Raw genomic sequence first — 17481 nt, forward strand, 5'->3', positions numbered from 1 at the left:
CGGTTCCGGAAACTTCCGTGTATTTGTGGCCCCCAGGGCCGTAAATATACGTTCCGGAACCCCCCACCCCGGAGCCCCCACCCCCGAAACCCAAGACCACCCGCACCCGGCAACGACACCCCGCACCCGGCAACGACACCCGGCATCCGCAGGGCCCCCCGCGCCCCCGGAACCAGACCCCCGCACCACAACTCCGCGCTCCACACCCCCGAGGAGGACCGCCACCATGCCCCCCGACACAGCCCACACCCGTAACCCCGGCCACCCCGCCCCCACCCCCAACCCCCACCCCCTCACCGGCGTCATCGTCGCGACCGCCCTCCCCTACACCGAGACCCCCACCGCCCCCGCCGCCCTCCGCCCCGACCTCGACCGCTACGCCGAGCACTGCCGCTGGCTGGTCGACAACGGCTGCGACGGCGTGGGCCCCAACGGCTCCCTCGGGGAGTACTCCTCGCTCACCGACGCCGAGCGCCGCGCCGTAGCCCGGACGGCCGTCGAGGCGGTCGGCCGGGACGCGGCCGTCGTCGTCGGAGCCCACGGCCCCGGTGCGCACCAGGCCCGCCACTGGGCCGAACTCGCCGCCGAGGACGGGGCGGACGGGGTGCTGGTCCTGCCGCCGACGATGTACCGGGCCGGCACCGCCGAGGTGGTCCACCACTTCACCGAGGTGGCGAAGGCGGGCCTGCCGGTCATGGCGTACAACAACCCGATCGACACCAAGGTCGACCTGACCCCCGAGATGCTGCGCGAGATCGCCGCGATCGACAACGTCGTGGCGGTCAAGGAGTTCTCCGGGGACATCCGCCGCATCCTGCACATCCAGGAGCAGGCACCGCGGCTCGCCGTCGTCGCCGGCGCCGACGACCTGGTGCTGGAGGCCCTGCTGATGGGGGCCACCGGCTGGTTCGCGGGCTTCCCGAACGTCTTCCCCGCCGAGTGCGTACGCCTCTACGACCTGGCGCGGGCGGGAAAGCTCACCGAGGCGCGGGCGCTCTACGAACCCCTGGTCGCGGCCTTCCGGTGGGATTCGCGCACCGAGTTCGTGCAGGCCATCAAGCGGGGAATGGATCTCGTCGGCCGGTACGGCGGCCCGAGCCGTCCGCCGCGCGGTCCGCTGACCGGGGAGTCTCTCGCCCGCCTCGACGCAGACCTGCGGCAGGCCATCGCGTCACTGGAGCGCTCCGAGGCCGGGCCACTGCCCCACACGTCCGGGCCGCTCCCCAACCCGTCCGAGTCGATGCCCAACACGTCCGGACCGACCTCCAGGACACCCGGGCCGATCCCGACGAAGGCCGACTGATGCGAGCGGCCCGGTACTTCAGCGCGGTCGACTCGCACACCGAGGGGATGCCCACCCGGGTCGTCACCGGCGGGGTCGGCCCGATCCCCGGCGACACGATGGCCGACCGGCGCCGGTACTTCGTCGAACACCTCGACCACATCCGGCAGTTGCTGGTGAACGAGCCGCGCGGCCACGCGGCGATGAGCGGCGCGATCCTCCAGCCGCCGACCCGGCCGGACGCGGACTGGGGCGTGCTGTTCATCGAGGTCTCCGGCTGTCTGCCGATGTGCGGGCACGGCGCGATCGGGGTGGCGACGGTGCTGGTGGAGACCGGCATGGTCGAGGTGACCGAGCCGGTGACCACGGTGCGGCTGGACACGCCCGCCGGTCTCGTCGAGGTCCGGGTGGCCGTCCGGGACGGGCGGGCGGAGCACGTCACGCTGCGGAACGTGCCGTCGTACGCGGACGAGCTGGACGCGGCCGTCCGGGTGCCCGGCCTGGGGGAGGTCCGCTACGACATGGCGTACGGCGGCAACTTCTACGCTGTCGTTCCGCTCGAACGGCTCGGCATCCCGTTCTCCCGGGAGCACAAGGACCGGATCCTCGCCGCGGGCCTCGACCTCATGGCGGCGATCAACAAGGAGCGGCGGCCGGTGCACCGGGAGGACCCGGCGATCTCGGGCTGCCACCACGTCCAGTTCACGGCCCCCGGAACGGCGGCCCCCAGACCCACAGCACCCGGACCCACAGCCCCCGAATCCACGGCCCCCGAATCCACGGCCCTCGAACCCACAGCCCCCGACCCCACCCCCCTCAGCCACGCCCGAAACGCCATGGTCATCCACCCCGGCTGGTTCGACCGCTCCCCGTGCGGCACCGGCACCAGCGCCCGCATGGCGCAGCTCCACGCCCGCGGCGACCTGCCGCTGCACCGGGACTTCGTCAACGAGTCGTTCATCGGCACCCGCTTCACCGGCCGTCTGGTCGGCACGGCAGAGGTCGGCGGGAGGGAGGCCGTCGTCCCGACCGTCACGGGCCGCGCGTGGATCACCGGCATGGGCCAGTACCTGCTGGACCCCTCGGACCCGTTCCCGTCCGGCTTCACCCTGTAGGGCCGGGCAGCGCCGGGCAGCGCCGGCACGTCCCCGGCCGGAGCCACCCCTGTCCGGCCGGGGCGATGATCCACGGTCCACGCCCACCGGCCCGAAGCGCACCACCCCGCCCAACCCACACCCCCACCCCACCCCGCCCCTCCCGGCCGAGCGCTCGGCATCAGGGCCGCGGGATTTCCGCCGTGCCGCCGCCTCCGCCTGTTGACTACTCCTATTCACCCAAGGAGTATGTGCAGTGCGCTATTCAAAGGCGCGCTATTCGAAGGTGCCGTACTCACCGGTGCCCATGCAGAAGTGTCCGACTCAGTAGGGTTCCGCTCCCCGCCTCCGGCGGACGGGCGCGGACCGATGGCAGGGAGGCAGTGCCGATGTCAGGACCGCGACCCGTGCGAGCACCGCGTGGTACGGAACTGAGCACTCCGGGGTGGCAGCAGGAGGCCGCCCTGCGGATGCTGCAGAACAACCTCGACCCCGAGGTGGCCGAGCACCCGGACCAGCTCGTGGTCTACGGCGGCACCGGCAAGGCGGCCCGCGACTGGCGCTCCTTCGACGCCATGGTCCGCACCCTGCGGACGCTGAAGCAGGACGAGACGATGCTCGTCCAGTCCGGCCGTCCGGTCGGCGTCATGCAGACCCACGAGTGGGCGCCGCGGGTGCTGATCGCCAACTCCAACCTGGTGGGCGACTGGGCCAACTGGGAGGAGTTCCGGCGGCTCGAAGCGCTCGGCCTGACCATGTACGGCCAGATGACGGCCGGTTCCTGGATCTACATCGGCACCCAGGGCATTCTCCAGGGCACCTACGAGACGTTCGCCGCGGTCGCCGCGAAGAAGTTCGGCGGCAGCCTGGCCGGGACGATCACGCTCACCGCCGGTCTCGGCGGCATGGGCGGCGCCCAGCCGCTCGCGGTGACCATGAACGACGGCGTCGCGATCTGCATCGACTGCGACCCGCGCGCCATCGAGCGCCGGATCGAGCACCGCTTCCTGGACGTCCGGGCGGACAGCCTGGAGCACGCGCTCGCCCTGGCCACCGACGCCCGCGACCGGCGCAAGCCGCTCTCCATCGGGCTGCTCGGCAACGCCGCCGAGCTGCTGCCGCGGATGCTCGCCGAGGGCGCGCCGATCGACATCGTCACCGACCAGACCTCCGCCCACGACCCGCTCGCCTACCTCCCGCTCGGCGTCGACTTCGCCGACATGGCGTCCTACGCGGCGGAGAAGCCCGCCGAGTTCACCCAGCGGGCCCGGGAGTCCATGGCCCGGCACGTCGAGGCGATGGTGGGCTTCCTGGACGCGGGCGCCGAGGTCTTCGACTACGGCAACTCGATCCGCGGTGAGGCCCAGCTCGCGGGCTACGAGCGGGCGTTCGCCTTCCCCGGCTTCGTCCCCGCGTACATCCGGCCGCTGTTCTGCGAGGGCAAGGGGCCGTTCCGCTGGGCGGCGCTGTCCGGCGACCCGAAGGACATCGCGGCCACCGACAAGGCGATGCTCGACCTCTTCCCGGAGAACGAGTCCCTGGCCCGCTGGATCAAGATGGCCGGGGAGCGGGTCCACTTCCAGGGCCTGCCCGCGCGGATCTGCTGGCTGGGCTACGGGGAGCGGGACCGGGCGGGGGAGCGGTTCAACGAGATGGTCGCCGACGGCACCCTCCAGGCGCCGCTGGCCATCGGCCGCGACCACCTCGACTGCGGCTCCGTCGCCTCCCCGTACCGGGAGACCGAGGCCATGCTCGACGGCTCGGACGCGATCGCCGACTGGCCGCTGCTGAACGCCATGGTCAACGTGGCCTCCGGCGCCTCCTGGGTCTCGATCCACCACGGCGGCGGGGTCGGCATGGGCCGTTCGCTGCATGCGGGTCAGGTCACGGTCGCCGACGGCACCGCGCTCGCCGGGGAGAAGATCCGCCGGGTGCTCACCAACGACCCGGGCATGGGTGTCATCCGCCATGTCGACGCGGGCTACGACCGGGCCGACGAGATCGCCGGGGAGCGTGGCGTGCGCGTCCCGATGCGTGAGGGCGAGTCCCGTTGAGCTCCTCCTTCCACGAGATGTGGGCGGAGCTGCTGCCCATCGGCCGCAGCTCCGCCACCGGCGGCTACCGCCGCTACGCCTGGACCGGGGCCGACGCCGACTGCCGGGCCTGGTTCCGGGCCCAGGCCGAGTCCCGGGGCCTGGCCTACGAGCTGGACCGGAACGGCAACCAGTGGGCCTGGCTGGGCGACCCGGAGGCCGGGAACGCCGTGGTCACCGGCTCCCACCTGGACTCCGTGCCGGACGGCGGCGCGTTCGACGGCCCGCTCGGCGTGGTCGCGTCCTTCGCGGCCCTCGACGAGCTGCGCGCCCGCGGCGCGCGTCCCGACCGGCCGCTGGCGATCACCAACTTCGGGGACGAGGAGGGCGCCCGCTTCGGGCTCGCCTGCGTCGGCTCCCGGCTCGCCGCGGGGCAGCTCACCCCGGAGCGGGCCCATGAGCTGCGGGACGCCGACGGCGTCAGCCTCCCGCAGGCCATGGAGCGCGCCGGATACGACCCGGCGGGCATCGGGCCCGACCCCGAGCGGCTCGCCCGCATCGGCGCCTTCGTCGAGCTCCACGTCGAACAGGGCCGGGCGCTCGCCCTGCCGTCGGACGGTGCCCCCGACGGGTCGCCGGTGGGGGTGGCGTCCGCGATCTGGCCGCACGGCCGCTGGCGCTTCGACTTCCGGGGCGAGGCCAACCACGCGGGGACGACCCGGATCGAGGACCGCCGCGACCCGATGCTCACCTACGCCGAGACGGTCCTCGCGGCCCGTGCGGCAGCGGTGCGGACCGGTGCGCTCGCCACGTTCGGCAAGGTCGCGGTGGAACCCAACGGGGTCAACGCCATCGCCTCCCTCGTCCGTGGCTGGCTCGACTCCAGGGCGCCGGACGAGGAGACGCTCGACGCCGTCGTCGGCGAGATCGAGCGCGCCGCCACCGGGCGCGGCTCCCGGGACGGCGTCGCGGTCGAGGTCACCCGTGAATCCTTCACCCCCGTGGTCGAGTTCGAGCACGGTCTCCGGGACAAGCTCGCGGCCCTGCTGGGCCGGGACGGCACCCCCGTCCCGGTGCTGCCCACCGGCGCGGGACACGACGCGGGTATTTTGTCCGCCTCGGTGCCCACCGCCATGCTGTTCGTACGGAACCCCACGGGCGTCTCGCACTCACCCGCCGAGACGGCCGCCGAGGACGACTGCCTCGCCGGGGTGAGCGCACTCGCCGACGTACTGGAGGGCCTCGCGTGTCGCTGACGGCGCAGACCTACTGGGCGGAACACGCCTGGCTGAACGGCGTGGTGGAGCCGTCAGTGATCATCGGCACGGCCGCCGACGGGCGGATCACCGCCGTGCGCACCGGCGTGCCGGCCCCGCCCCCGGGATCGGTCGCGCTGCGCGGCCTGACCGTCCCCGGGCTGGCCAACGTCCACTCGCACGCCTTCCACCGCGCGCTGCGCGGCACCGTCCAGGTCGGCTCCGGCACCTTCTGGACCTGGCGCGAGATCATGTACCAGTTCGCCGCCGGGCTCACCCCCGACAGCTACTTCGATCTCGCCCGGGCCGTCTACGCCGAGATGGCGCTCGCCGGCGTCACCGCGGTCGGCGAGTTCCACTATGTGCACCACGCCCCCGGCGGCGCGCGGTACGACGACGCGAACGCCATGGGGGAGGCGCTGATCCGCGCCGCGGCCGAGGCCGGCATCCGCATCACGCTCCTCGACACCTGCTATCTCTCCTCCGACATCGGCAAGCGCGGCCGGGGCGTCGCCCCCAACCGGCACCAGCTCCGGTTCAGCGACGGCAGCGCCGAGAGCTGGGCGGAGCGGGTCTCGGCCCTCGCCGATGCCGACCACGGCAGCCACGCCCGGATCGGCGCCGCTATCCACTCCGTCCGGGCCGTCCCGGCGGCCGAGCTCCGCACCGTCGCCCAGTGGGCCCAGGACCGCGCGGCGCCCCTCCATGTCCACCTCTCCGAACAGACCGCGGAGAACGACAGCTGCCGCTCCGTCCACGGTGTCACCCCCACCCGGCTCCTCGCCGACCACGGGGTCCTCGGCCCCCGCACCACCGCCGTCCACGCCACCCATCTCTCGGCGGAGGACATCGCCCTGCTCGGCGGCTCGTCCACCGGCGTGTGCATGTGCCCCACCACCGAGCGCGACCTCGCCGACGGCATCGGACCGGCCAAACGGCTCCAGGACGCCGGCAGCCGGCTCAGCCTCGGCAGCGACAGCCACGCCGTCATCGACCTGCTGGAGGAGGCCCGGGCGATGGAGCTGGACGAGCGGCTGCGCACCCGCGCCCGGGGCCACTGGACGGCGTCCCAACTGCTGCGGGCCGCCACCGAACAGGGCCACGCCTCGCTCGGCTGGACGGAGGCCGGACGCATCGAGGAGGGCGGGCTCGCCGACCTCACGACGATCGCCCTGGACTCCGTCCGCACCGCCGGACCGGTGCCCCGGCTCGGTGCCGAGACGGCGGTATTCGCCGCGACGAACGCCGATGTCCGGCACACCGTGGTGGCGGGCCGTCACATCGTCCGCGACGGAACCCATCAGCTCGTCCCGGACGTCCCGACGGCCCTGTCCGACGCGGTCGCGGCCCTGCGCACCTGACGGACCGGAAGCCGGCTTCCCCGGCGGTCCGGAACCGGCCGGAACCGCCGGCCCCGGCCCGCCCGCCGGCCCGGACGACGCCGGACCCGAAGACCCTGGACCGGACGGCCCTGGACCGGACGACGCCGGGCAGCGCCACGCCGGACAGGGCCACGCCGGACCCGGCCACAGAGCGCCCGACCACACCGCCGCCGACCGCCCCGTCCCCGGCCACAGAGCGCCAGACCACCCAGCCCCTGACCACCCAGCCCCTGACCACCCAGCCCCTGACCACCCAGCCCCCGACCACCCAGCCCCCGACCATCGAGCCCCCGACCGCCCCGCCCCCGGCAGCCCCGCGCCTGCCCGGCCCCCGTCCGATCGCCCCGCCCCCGAACCACCCGCGGCTGAAGGAGCACAGCGCGCATATGGCCACCACCGCCATCACCCACATCGCCGGCCTCGTCACCAACGACCCCTCCCTCGGCTCGGGCCCCCTCGGGCTGATCCAGGACGCGGCGGTCGTCATCGACGACGACCGCATCGCCTGGGTCGGTGCGTCCAGTTCAGCACCCGCCACTGACAACCGGGTCGACGCCGGCGGCCGTGCGGCCCTCCCCGGGTTCGTCGACTCCCACTCCCACGTGGTCTTCGCGGGCGACCGCACCGAGGAGTTCAACGCCCGTATGTCGGGCCGCGGCTACACCGCGGGCGGCATCCGCACCACCGTCGCCGCCACCCGCGCCGCCTCGAACGACGTCCTCGACGCCAACGCCGCCCGCTACGTGCGGGAGGCCCTCGGCCAGGGCACCACCACCCTCGAGATCAAGTCCGGATACGGCCTCACCACCGAGGACGAGGTCCGGTCGCTGAGCATCGCCGCCGCCCACACCGACGAGGTGACCTTCCTCGGCGCGCACATCGTGGCCCCCGAGTTCGCCGACGACCCCGCCGCGTACGTCGGCCTCGTCACCGGCCCGATGCTCGACGCCTGCGCTCCGCACGCGCGGTGGATCGACGTCTTCTGCGAGCAGGGCGCCTTCGACGGCGACCAGGCCCGCGCGATCCTCACCGCCGGTGCCGCCCGCGGCCTGATCCCCCGGGTCCACGCCAACCAGCTGTCCTACGGCCCGGGAGTCCAGCTCGCCGTCGAACTCGGCGCCGCCTCGGCCGACCACTGCACCCACCTCACCGACGCCGACGTCGACGCCCTCGCCCAGAGCGGGACGGTGGCGACGCTGCTGCCCGGCGCCGAGTTCTCCACCCGCGCGACGTACCCCGACGCGCGCCGGCTGCTCGACGCGGGCGCCACGGTCGCGCTCTCCCCGGACTGCAACCCCGGCTCCTCGTTCACCAGCTCCATGGCCTTCTGCATCGCCCTCGCCGTACGGGACATGGGCATGACGCCCGACGAGGCGGTGTGGTCGGCGACCGCGGGCGGCGCGGCGGCGCTGCGCCGCACCGACGTCGGCCGGATCAGCCCCGGCGCCCGCGCCGACCTGGTCCTGCTCGACGCGCCCTCGCACGTCCACCTCGCGTACCGGCCCGGCGTCCCGCTCGTCTCGGCCGTCTGGCACCGCGGCGAACTCGTCTGACCGACCCCGGGCACCGCGTCCTCCCGCCACCGCGCCCCCCGACGCCCGGACGTGGCCTCCCCGGCGGCGGGCCAGGCGTGTCGCCCCGGCCTCCGCCGGTACCGGCATACGGTGTCCGGGCGGAGGCGGGCACGCGGCGGCCGGGCGTCCCGCTCACCCGGGACCCTCGCCCGGAACCTCGCCCGGGACCGGGAAGGAGCCGCGTCCTTGCAGGCGACACGCGGAACGCTCCTGGTGGCGGCCATGGTGGCGCTCACCGTGACCACCGGGATGATCGAAGCCGTCAGCTTCCTCGCACTGGGCCAGGTCTTCACGGCGATGCAGACCGGGAACCTGTTGTTCCTCGGCTTCGCCCTGGCCGGCGAGGGCGCCCTCTCGGCCGCGGCGTCGGGGCTCTCCCTCGGCGCGTTCGCGGTCGGCGCCGTTCTCGGCGCCCGGCTGGAGGCGAAGGCGGACGCGGTACGCCGGCGCTGGTTCCTCGGCGCCCTCCTGACCGAGGCCGTCCTCCTCGGCGGCGCCGCCCTCGTGGCCTGGGGAAGCGACCGCTCCGGCGAACCGCTCACGACCCACCGCTACGCGCTGATCACGCTGATGGCCCTCGCCATGGGGCTGCGCAACGTCACCACGCTCCGGGCGGGGGTCCCGGACCTGCCGACCACGGTGGAGACTCGGGCCCTGACCGCGCTGCTCAACGGCCCGCCGGTGGGACGGACACCCGGAGCGGGCGAAGCCGTCCATCCCGCGCTCCGCCGCACGGCGTCGGTGGCCGCGATGTTCGTTGGGGGCCTCGTGGGCGCCTGGCTGCTGCACGAGGGCCGGCACGCCCCGGGAGTGCTGCTGGTGGCCGCCGTCGTGGTGCTGGCCGTCGCGCTCGTGTACGGCGTCGCTCCCCGCCATCCTCCGGGCCGAGAGGGCTGAGCCCTCCGGGCCAAGAGGGCTGAGCCCTCCGGGCCAAGAGGGCTGAGCCGTGCGCCGTTTCCGTGCGCTCCGGCAGGCATGACGGCGCGGCACCCGGGCAGGCGAGCGTCAAGGAAGACAGCGGCGGCGCGCGCCGGGGTGCGCCGCCCGGTACCACCGAACGACACGACGGCCGAACAACAGGACGGCAGCCTCACGGTGCTTCTGCAGCCTCCCGCCACCGGACGGCCTCCCACGCCCGGGAAGCGTCCCGCCACCGGACGGCTTCCCGCGCTCGCGCAGCTTCCCGATGCCGGGTGGCTTCCTGCGGCCGGTCGGCTTCCCGCCCCCGGACGGGGAGCGGGACAGGGACGGGGAGCGGGACAGCGAAAAGCGCCGCCGGGCCACGGACGGCATACGGCCGTCCACGGCACCCGACGGCGCCCTGTGCTCACCCGCGCGTCGCAGGACGTCGGCAGCGCCGGAATCCCGAGGGATCCGGCTCCGGGCGCGTCCCGCCGCGGGTCACTCCTCGATCATCAGGCCCTTGCGCAGCCGGCCCAACGTCCGCGACAGCAGCCGGGACACGTGCATCTGCGAGATGCCCAGCTCCTCGCCGATCTCGGACTGCGTCATGTTGCTGACGAAGCGCATCGACAGGATCCTGCGGTCCCGCTGCGGCAGTTCGGCGATCAGCGGCTTCAACGACTCGACGTACTCGATGCCTTCGAGGCCGTGGTCCTGGTAGCCGAGCCGGTCCGCCAGCGCGCCCTCGGTGTCGTCCTCCTCGGGCTGGGCGTCCAGCGAGCTCGCGGTGTACGCGTTGCTCGCGGCCATGCCCTCGGCGACCTCGTCCTTGGTGATCCCGAGGCGCTCGGCGAGCTCGCCCGCCGTGGGCGCCCGGTCCAGCTTCTGCGCCAGTTCGTCCCCGGCCTTGGCCAGGTCCAGGCGCAGCTCCTGGAGCCGCCGCGGTACGCGCACGGACCAGCTGGTGTCCCGGAAGAACCGCTTGATCTCGCCGATGATCGTCGGCATCGCGAAGGTGGGGAACTCGACGCCGCGGCTGAGTTCGAAGCGGTCGATCGCCTTGATCAGCCCGATGGTGCCGACCTGGACGATGTCCTCCATCGGCTCGCTGCGGGAGCGGAACCGGGAGGCCGCGAACTTCACCAGGGCGAGGTTGAGCTCGACCAGGGTGTTGCGGACGTACGCGTACTCGTGCGTCCCCTCCTCGAGCGATTCGAGTCGGGCGAAGAGCGTCTTGGACAGGGCCCGTGCGTCCACGGCGCCCACCTCGTCGAAAGGCGGGATCTCGGGAAGCTCGGCGAGGACGTCCTCGCTGTGGCCCTGGAGCTCGTATTCGACCTGCTCGGTGTCGATCTGCTCGGTCAGGGGGTCCACCCGCCGGGGGGAGGGGGCGGTTGTCGACGTCGCGGTCCGTGCGCTTTCATGGGCGCTGTCAACGGTGCGCGGTGCGTCGAGCCGGGGTGACATGGTCTCCTCCATCATTCTCGGCGTATGGCTGCCGATGCCGATATCTCCTACTGCGGTGTGCGGCGCCTCCGAGCCGGCCGTGGTTGAACGTGTCCCTACTAGCCCTACCCGGTCGGACCCGAACAAAGCAAGGCCGGAATGTGGCGGTATGACCGTTTCGAGGGGATGTTCGGCTACCAGACGGCGTATCGAAGGCGTAGGGTTCTCAGTGCGCCGTCGCAAGCAACCAGAAGGGGTGCGCATGGACCGCGGGATGGTCGGCAGTACCAGTCGGGGCCGACTCCAGGTCGAGGTTCGGCACCACGGGTCCAGCGCTGTCGTGACGCCTGCGGGTGAGCTCGACCACCACACTGCCGAGCTGCTGCGTGAGCCGCTGGAGGAGTGCGTGGACCAGGGGCGTTCGCGCCTGGTCGTCGACTGCTCACAGCTGGAGTTCTGCGATTCCACCGGCCTCAATGTGCTGCTCGGTGCCAGACTGAAGGCCGAGGCGGCAGGGGGTGGCGTGCACCTGACCGGCATGCTCCCCGTGGTGGCGAGAGTGTTCGAGATCACGGGTGCGGAAGCGGTCTTCACCGTGCACGACACCCTGGACGAGGCGCTCGCCGACTCGCCGACCGACTGATCGTTCCCCTCTCCGCTCGGGGGCGTGATGAGCGCCGTTATATGCGTCACACGTTTCGTACCGAAGAAGTGGGTGTTCTCACCGATCGGTCGGGCAGGAGACAGCTGAATCTGATGAATCCGTCAGGTACTCGTTACCTGCCTATCGGCGAATCGGTGAGGTGAAGCACTGATGAGCACCACTCGGCCGTACTCGCCGGGCGATCGTGGCCCGGAGTCGGACGGTGCTTCCCCAGCCGTTCCCGCGGCCGGACAGGTGCGCAGGCTGCGACTCAATGGAGCCAGCGGCATCGTCCCGAGTGCCCGGGACTTCACGCGGCAGGCGCTCTACGACTGGGGCTGGCTGCCCGCGTCCACCGGCGACCAGCGCGCCGCGGCCGAGGACGTCCTGCTCGTCGTCTCCGAGCTGGTCACGAATGCCTGCCTGCACGCCGAGGGCCCCGAGGAGCTGCGGGTCGGCTGTGTCGGGAAGGTGCTCCGCCTCGAGGTCGTCGACCTGGGGACGGGCTCCCCGGCGCCGCGCACCCCGCACCGGGCCGGCCGGCCCGGAGGCCACGGCATGTTCATCGTCCAGCGGCTGTGCCTGGACTGGGGTGTCGTGCGCAACCCCGACGGCGGCACCGGCAAGACCGTCTGGGCGGAGCTGGCCGCACCGGCCTAGCGCCGCCGGCGTCACCGCTCTTTCTCCGAACACGCCGATCCGGCGTGTTCTTTGTCTTCCCTCCTTGACGGGCCCGGCGTACTGTCGGCGCCCGATCTGATGTGCCGTCAGCAAACGTCGCCGGGCGGCACGCGCCGAGAGGGGAGCCCGAGGTGTCCCACACGAAACGCCGTCCGGCCGGCCGCGGGGGCGCTCTCGCGGTGGCCGCGGCAGTGGCCGGGTCCGCCGCGCTCTGGGCGGCTCCGGCCGCCCATGCCGATGTCGTGGACGTCAACTACCAGTGCAAGACGCCGATCGGGGACAAGAGCGCGGTGTCGCCGATCGACATCAAGAGCGTCAAGAGCGGCAGCTCGTACAAGCTCACCATGTCCTTCCGGAAGGGCGTCTCCTCCAGCCCTGTGGAGCTGGGCAAGGGCGCGATGAACCCGAGTGCGCTGATCAAGCTGGGCGGCGCGGAGAGCGGCACGCTGCCCGTCTCGGGGCCGCCGAACCCCGAGGCGATCCCCGCCAACACCCCCATCAAGATCACCGACCTGTCGGGCACGTACCGGCCGAAGGCGAGCGGCAAGGTCACCTTCACCGCCTCCACCCTCACCATCAAGGCGCTGGGCACCACCACCACCTGCACGCCCAAGAACAACCCCGGGCCGTCGCTGACGCTCGATGTGCAGGGCACGGGCACGGGCGGGGGCTCCGGCACCGGCTCCGGCTCGGGCGGCGGCTCAGGCACCGGCTCGGGTTCGGGCGGGGGTTCCGGCTCCGGTACGGCGGGCTCCGGGGGCGCGCCCGCGGGCCCGTCGGGCGGTGACGCGCTGCCGCAGACCGGACCGGCCGACTCGGCGGTCGCGCTGGGCACGCTGGGCGGGACGGTGCTGCTCAGCGGGGTGGCCGGCGCGCTCTGGCTGACCCGGCGGAACCAGCGGCCGGCCCGTTAGGGGCGCTCGTCCGGACCGGGCCGGGGCGGGCCGGGATCGCGGGGGCCGCACCATGCCTCGCCGCGGTGTCGTCGGTCGCCACGGCTCGGTCATGACTCCCGCCTGCGCCATGGGAGGCCCCCGGCCACCACGGGGGCGTCCCGGCACCGGGCCCGTCCGCTCCCGGATTCCGCCCGGTCCGCCCGACTGCCCCAGCCGCCTGTCCGGTCCGTAAACAGCCCCAGCCGCCCGCCGAATCCGCACGACAGCCCCAGCCGCCCGCCGAATCCGCGCGACGGAGCCAGCCGCCCGCCGGATCCACCCGACTGCCCCAGCTGCCCGCCCGGGGCGGCTGTCGCGGCCGGATGCGCCTCGGACCGCGCGGCGGCCCGGGGCCCCGCCTGTCCACCCGCGAGCGAACCTCTGGAGCCGCCGATGCCGCCCCGCCCGCGCAGCGCCGTCCTGTGCGCCGCCACCCTGTCCGCGGCCGCTCTGACCGTGCTGTGCGGGCCGCTGGGCCCGCGCCCCGCGGCTGCCGCCGGGCCCGGCGCCCCGGAACGGCCGGCGGGCGGACCGGACTGGTCGGTCGCCCCCGCGTCCGGCGGCGCGGGCGGGCCCCGGACGGACCGGCGGCGTTACGTCTACCTGGAGGGCCGGCCCGGGGCGGTGCTCCAGGACCGGCTCTCGGTCACCAACCGCGCCGACCGGGCCCGCACCGTCCGGTTACGCGGGCGCACCGGCCCGGAGACCGGCCCCGGCGTCCGGGTCTCCTTCGCCGCGGCGGCGGTGCGGATCCCGGCCCGGACCCGCGCCGACATCCCGTTCACCGTCGGCGTCGCCCCGGACGCCGTCCCCGGCGAGCGGTCCGGGGCGATCACCGTCACCGGCGGCAGCCGCGCGGCGGACGTCCGGATCCATCTGCGGGTCACCGGGCCGACACTGCCCGCCCTGGCCGTCGAGGACGTGGCGGTCGTCCGGACCGGGTCCGGCGCCGAGATCCGCTACGCGCTCGTCAACCGCGGGAACACCGTCCTCCGGCCGCGCCTCGCCGTGCGGGCCGAGGGGCTGTTCGGTGAGGTGCTGCGCCGGGACGCGCGCCCGCTCCGGCTGACGCTGGAACCGGGGCGGCGGGTCCGGCTCACCGAGCGGTGGGCCGGGGCACCCCGGCTCGACGCGGTCGACGTCCGGCTCGTCGCCACCGCCGCGGGCGGCGCGCACGCCACGGCCACCGCCCCGTACTCCGGAGTCCCCCGGTACGCGGCCGCCCTGCTGCTCGGCCCGGTGGCCGCCGCGGGAGCGTGGTGGGTCCGGGCCTCCGGACGGCGGCGCGGTGTCGTCCGGAGCTGCCGCGAGGAGGCCTGCTCCGCCGAGAGCGGAGAGGGGAGCCGCCCTGAGGGGAGCCGTCCCGAGGGGGATCACCCGGAGGAGAGTCGCCCAGGTAGGAGCGGCCCCGAAGCGAGTGGCCGAGGGGGCGGGCCGTGGGACCGGGACACGGACGGCCCGACGCGGGAGCGGACGGGGTCGGAACGGTGATCGGCGACGGTTCCCGGCCGGTGGCCGTCCTCGCCGCCGTGCTCCTCTGTGCGCTGCTCCCGGTGCAGGCGAGCAGCGCCGCCACCGGTACCGCTGCCGACTCCGTCACCGCTTCCGCCGCCGCGTCGACAGCCGCCGTCGGGCGCGCGCTGCGGCCCGCCGGCGCCCCGGCTGCCCGTTCCCCGAAGAAGCCGGCCCCCGCCGTCAGCGTGTCGAAGAAGCCGGCCCCCGCCGTCACCGTGTCGAAGAGGAAGGCCGGAGCCGGGGGCAGCATCACCGTCCGCGGTACGGGATGGCGGCCCAAGGCACTGCTCACTCTGCTCATCTGCGGGCAGAACATGATCGGCGGGACCAACGCCTGCGCCAACGCCGACGGCCGCGCCGTCACCACCCGCTCCGACGGCACCTTCCGCAGGGAACTGCCGGTGAGCGAACCGCCCAAGCCCTGCCCGTGCGTGGTCCACGCGGCGACCGTGGACGGCGAAGCGGCGTCGGCGGACGCCGCGTTCGCCGTCGCCGGGCACCCGGTGCAGCCGCTGCCCCGGGAGGGCGGCACCGGCCGGCTCACCGTGCTCGACGCGCGGCTGGACGGGTCGAGCGGGCTGCTGACCTGGTTCGGCGCGCCCCCGCAGCGCCGGCTCGTGCTGACCGTCGGCAATGTCGGCTCCGCGGCCGTACGGAACCCGGTCTTCCGGGTGGGGACGTCGCACGGGGTGTTCGCTCCCGCGTGGGAGGAACAGCAGTGGCGGGGGAGCGTACCGGCCGGGCGCCGGGCCCGGATCGAGCTGCCGGTGGAACTGTCCGCGGGTGCGCACGGCGACTACCTGGTGTCCCTGAAGTACGGCGACACCGTCCTCACCGAACAGCCGTGGGGCGTGGGCCGCCCGTGGGGCGTCACCCTCTTCTGGCTGCTGCTCTGCGTCGTCGTGCCCGCCGCGGTCTTCCGGATCGGGATGGCGGTCGTCGACCGGGTGCGCCCCCGCGCCCCGGCCCGCACCGGACGCCACCGCACCCGGCGGCTCCGGGACCCGGCCCCACCCCGGCGCGGCGGAAGGCCGTACACCGGGAAGCCGCCCGGCTCCGGGAGGCCACGCACCGGGGAGCCACCCGCCGGCAAGCCCCGGACCGGGGAGCCACGTGCCGGTGAGGAGGCCGGCCGGGACCGGGCGGGGGACGGCGGCGCCGGTGACCTGCCCTGGTTCAGCCCGGACACGCTGCCCGGCTCACCGACCCCTGTCTCCGCACCGTCCGATGACCCCTCGACGAAAGGAAACACGTGACCACGCAACGGAGGATGAGCGCGGCCGGTGTCGCGCTGATGCTCGGCGGCGCGGGGATCGTGATCGCCGCGAGCCCGGCGCAGGCAGCCGACGTGAGTTACGCGACGGAGTGCGTTCCGCCCCCGATCTCCGGAATGGATCCGGTGCAGGGCACCACGAAGGTGGAGGTCCGGGCACCGGCGACGGCCAAGGTGGGCGACGAGGTCGAAGTGGTGTGGAAGACGGTCGAGGCCGCTTCCAGGAATCCCGGCATCCTCGACCTGTCGAAGGACACCGTCCAGCCGACCGGGAAGATGACGGTGGCCGGCGCGCAGACCGGTGAACTGGCCGTCGAAGGACCGCGCCGGAACCCGCCGATCCCCAAGAACAGCCCGATGGTGCTGTCCGAGATGAAGGGAAAGCTGAAGCTGACCGCGGCGGGTGAGGTGACCGTGTCGCCCGGCTTCTACAACATCAACGTCAACAAGCCGATCTCCACGGACACCAAGTGCTCGCCCAAGGAAACGGTCAAGCCCGGGGCGACGATCAAGGTCACGGACGGCGGCGGCACGTCGGGCGGCACCTCGAGCGGCGGAACCTCCGGCGGCACCACGGCGGGCGGGACGTCGAGCGGCGGGACGACAGCCGGTGGGACTTCCAGCGGCGGTGCGTCCGGCGGAAGTTCGGCCTCCGGCGGTTCGACGGCCGGCGGCGCGACCGGGGGCGGTAGCACGGCCGGCGGTTCGACGGGCGGCGGGACGACCGGCGGCGGGGGCGACCCCGACGGCACGGATCACCCGGGCAAGGAGGTCTCGGTCGACTACGCGTGCAAGACGCCGATCGGTGACAAGAAGGCGACCTCCCCGGTCCGGATCAACGCCCGGAAGAACGGCGGCGCGTACGGTCTCACCGTCGAGTTCGGCAAGTCCGTGATGGACAGCCCGGCCGACATCCCCGCCGACTCCGTCAAGCCGTCCATGGCCGTCACGGTCGGCGGCGCGGACAAGGGCTCGGTCACCGTGGAGGGCGCCACCAACAAGGACCCCATCAAGTCCGGTGAGCCGATCGAGATCCCCGACCTGAAGGGCACCTACACACCCGGTGCGAGCGGCAAGGCCACGCTCACCCCGGGCGTGCTGACCGTCAAGGCCCTGGGCACGACCACCACCTGCACCCCGGAGAAGGACCCGGGGGCCTCCCTCGAACTGGACACCACGGCCCAGCAGGGCGGGGTCGCCGGCGGCGGGAGCGGTGGCACCGGCGGTGCCACGGGCGGCGGTTCCGGCGCGGCGGGCGGCTCGGCCGCGGCCGGGGGCGGGCTCGCCGAGACCGGTGCGGGCGACCACGGAGGCCTGCGGGCGCTGGCCCTGGTGGCGGGCACCGTCACGCTGATCGGCGGCGCCGTCTTCACCTTCACGCCGTGGGAAGTCTGCTGCTCCAGCGATCCCGGTGACGGTCCGGAGGCCGCGGCCGGGGCTCCGGTCGTGCCGGGAGACGGTCCG

General features: G+C 74.0%; 14 protein-coding genes. 13 read left to right on the forward strand and 1 reads right to left on the reverse strand.

Going from position 1 to position 17481, the window contains the following annotated elements; genetic code table 11:
• Window positions 1-226: 226 nt before the first annotated feature.
• The 7 genes from ABT112_RS33400 to ABT112_RS33430 all read left to right on the forward strand — a co-directional run bounded on the left by ABT112_RS33400 (window position 227) and on the right by ABT112_RS33430 (window position 9518).
• A complete protein-coding gene (locus ABT112_RS33400) occupies window positions 227-1303 on the forward strand; it encodes a dihydrodipicolinate synthase family protein (RefSeq protein WP_351515559.1) in 1077 nt (358 codons plus the stop codon).
• Window positions 1303-2397, forward strand: a complete 1095-nt coding sequence (locus tag ABT112_RS33405) for a proline racemase family protein (protein ID WP_351515560.1) — start codon at window positions 1303-1305, stop codon at window positions 2395-2397. The genes ABT112_RS33400 and ABT112_RS33405 overlap by 1 nt, the downstream gene beginning before the upstream one ends.
• 368 nt (window positions 2398-2765) lie before the next feature.
• Window positions 2766-4430 carry a urocanate hydratase gene (gene hutU, locus ABT112_RS33410; RefSeq protein ID WP_351515561.1) on the forward strand — a complete coding sequence of 555 codons (1665 nt, stop codon included), beginning with the start codon at window positions 2766-2768 and terminating at the stop codon, window positions 4428-4430.
• 17 nt (window positions 4431-4447) lie between these two features.
• The gene (locus ABT112_RS33415) at window positions 4448-5665 is read left to right on the forward strand and encodes an allantoate amidohydrolase (protein WP_351515570.1); all 1218 of its coding nucleotides are present in this window, start codon (window positions 4448-4450) and stop codon (window positions 5663-5665) included.
• Entirely contained in the window at window positions 5656-7026 is a 1371-nt protein-coding gene (locus ABT112_RS33420) for a formimidoylglutamate deiminase (RefSeq protein WP_351515562.1), read from the forward strand. The genes ABT112_RS33415 and ABT112_RS33420 overlap by 10 nt, the downstream gene beginning before the upstream one ends.
• 407 nt (window positions 7027-7433) lie before the next feature.
• Window positions 7434-8600: an imidazolonepropionase gene (gene hutI, locus ABT112_RS33425; RefSeq protein ID WP_351515563.1), complete on the forward strand. Its 1167-nt coding sequence runs from the start codon at window positions 7434-7436 to the stop codon at window positions 8598-8600.
• Window positions 8601-8807: 207 nt separating this feature from the next.
• Entirely contained in the window at window positions 8808-9518 is a 711-nt protein-coding gene (locus ABT112_RS33430; protein ID WP_351515564.1) for a YoaK family protein, read from the forward strand.
• A 504-nt stretch (window positions 9519-10022) separates the two neighbouring features.
• Here the strand turns inward: ABT112_RS33430 and ABT112_RS33435 are convergent.
• Complete coding sequence (locus ABT112_RS33435) at window positions 10023-10991, reverse strand: RNA polymerase sigma factor SigF (RefSeq protein ID WP_351515565.1); 969 nt, start codon at window positions 10989-10991, stop codon at window positions 10023-10025.
• A 241-nt stretch (window positions 10992-11232) separates the two neighbouring features.
• Between ABT112_RS33435 and ABT112_RS33440 the strand changes: the two genes are divergently transcribed.
• The 6 genes from ABT112_RS33440 to ABT112_RS33465 all read left to right on the forward strand — a co-directional run.
• Window positions 11233-11613, forward strand: coding sequence for an STAS domain-containing protein (locus ABT112_RS33440; RefSeq protein WP_351515566.1), 381 nt, complete (start codon window positions 11233-11235; stop codon window positions 11611-11613).
• Between the two features lie 171 nt (window positions 11614-11784).
• Entirely contained in the window at window positions 11785-12273 is a 489-nt protein-coding gene (locus tag ABT112_RS33445) for an ATP-binding protein (RefSeq protein ID WP_351515567.1), read from the forward strand.
• A gap of 152 nt (window positions 12274-12425) precedes the next feature.
• Complete coding sequence (locus ABT112_RS33450) at window positions 12426-13208, forward strand: peptidase (protein ID WP_351515568.1); 783 nt, start codon at window positions 12426-12428, stop codon at window positions 13206-13208.
• 414 nt (window positions 13209-13622) lie between these two features.
• Window positions 13623-14720 carry a COG1470 family protein gene (locus ABT112_RS33455; protein ID WP_351515569.1) on the forward strand — a complete coding sequence of 366 codons (1098 nt, stop codon included), beginning with the start codon at window positions 13623-13625 and terminating at the stop codon, window positions 14718-14720.
• Window positions 14721-14929: 209 nt separating this feature from the next.
• Complete coding sequence (locus ABT112_RS33460) at window positions 14930-16000, forward strand: hypothetical protein (protein ID WP_351515571.1); 1071 nt, start codon at window positions 14930-14932, stop codon at window positions 15998-16000.
• A gap of 14 nt (window positions 16001-16014) precedes the next feature.
• The coding region (locus ABT112_RS33465; RefSeq protein ID WP_351515572.1) for a hypothetical protein at window positions 16015-17481 on the forward strand (1467 nt) is incomplete at its 3' end.

The sequence above is a fragment of the Streptomyces sp. NPDC002055 genome (assembly GCF_040296705.1).
Lineage (GTDB): Bacteria > Actinomycetota > Actinomycetes > Streptomycetales > Streptomycetaceae > Streptomyces.

What these genes read in the sequence shown, in the direction of transcription:
- ABT112_RS33400 (WP_351515559.1), top strand. Translation starts at nt 227, where the DNA reads ATGCCCCCCGACACAGCCCACACCCGTAACCCCGGCCACCCCGCCCCC.
- ABT112_RS33405 (WP_351515560.1), top strand. Translation starts at nt 1,303, where the DNA reads ATGCGAGCGGCCCGGTACTTCAGCGCGGTCGACTCGCACACCGAGGGG.
- hutU (WP_351515561.1), top strand. Translation starts at nt 2,766, where the DNA reads ATGTCAGGACCGCGACCCGTGCGAGCACCGCGTGGTACGGAACTGAGC.
- ABT112_RS33415 (WP_351515570.1), top strand. Translation starts at nt 4,448, where the DNA reads ATGTGGGCGGAGCTGCTGCCCATCGGCCGCAGCTCCGCCACCGGCGGC.
- hutI (WP_351515563.1), top strand. Translation starts at nt 7,434, where the DNA reads ATGGCCACCACCGCCATCACCCACATCGCCGGCCTCGTCACCAACGAC.
- ABT112_RS33435 (WP_351515565.1), bottom strand. Translation starts at nt 10,991, where the DNA reads ATGTCACCCCGGCTCGACGCACCGCGCACCGTTGACAGCGCCCATGAA.
- ABT112_RS33440 (WP_351515566.1), top strand. Translation starts at nt 11,233, where the DNA reads ATGGACCGCGGGATGGTCGGCAGTACCAGTCGGGGCCGACTCCAGGTC.
- ABT112_RS33445 (WP_351515567.1), top strand. Translation starts at nt 11,785, where the DNA reads ATGAGCACCACTCGGCCGTACTCGCCGGGCGATCGTGGCCCGGAGTCG.
- ABT112_RS33455 (WP_351515569.1), top strand. Translation starts at nt 13,623, where the DNA reads ATGCCGCCCCGCCCGCGCAGCGCCGTCCTGTGCGCCGCCACCCTGTCC.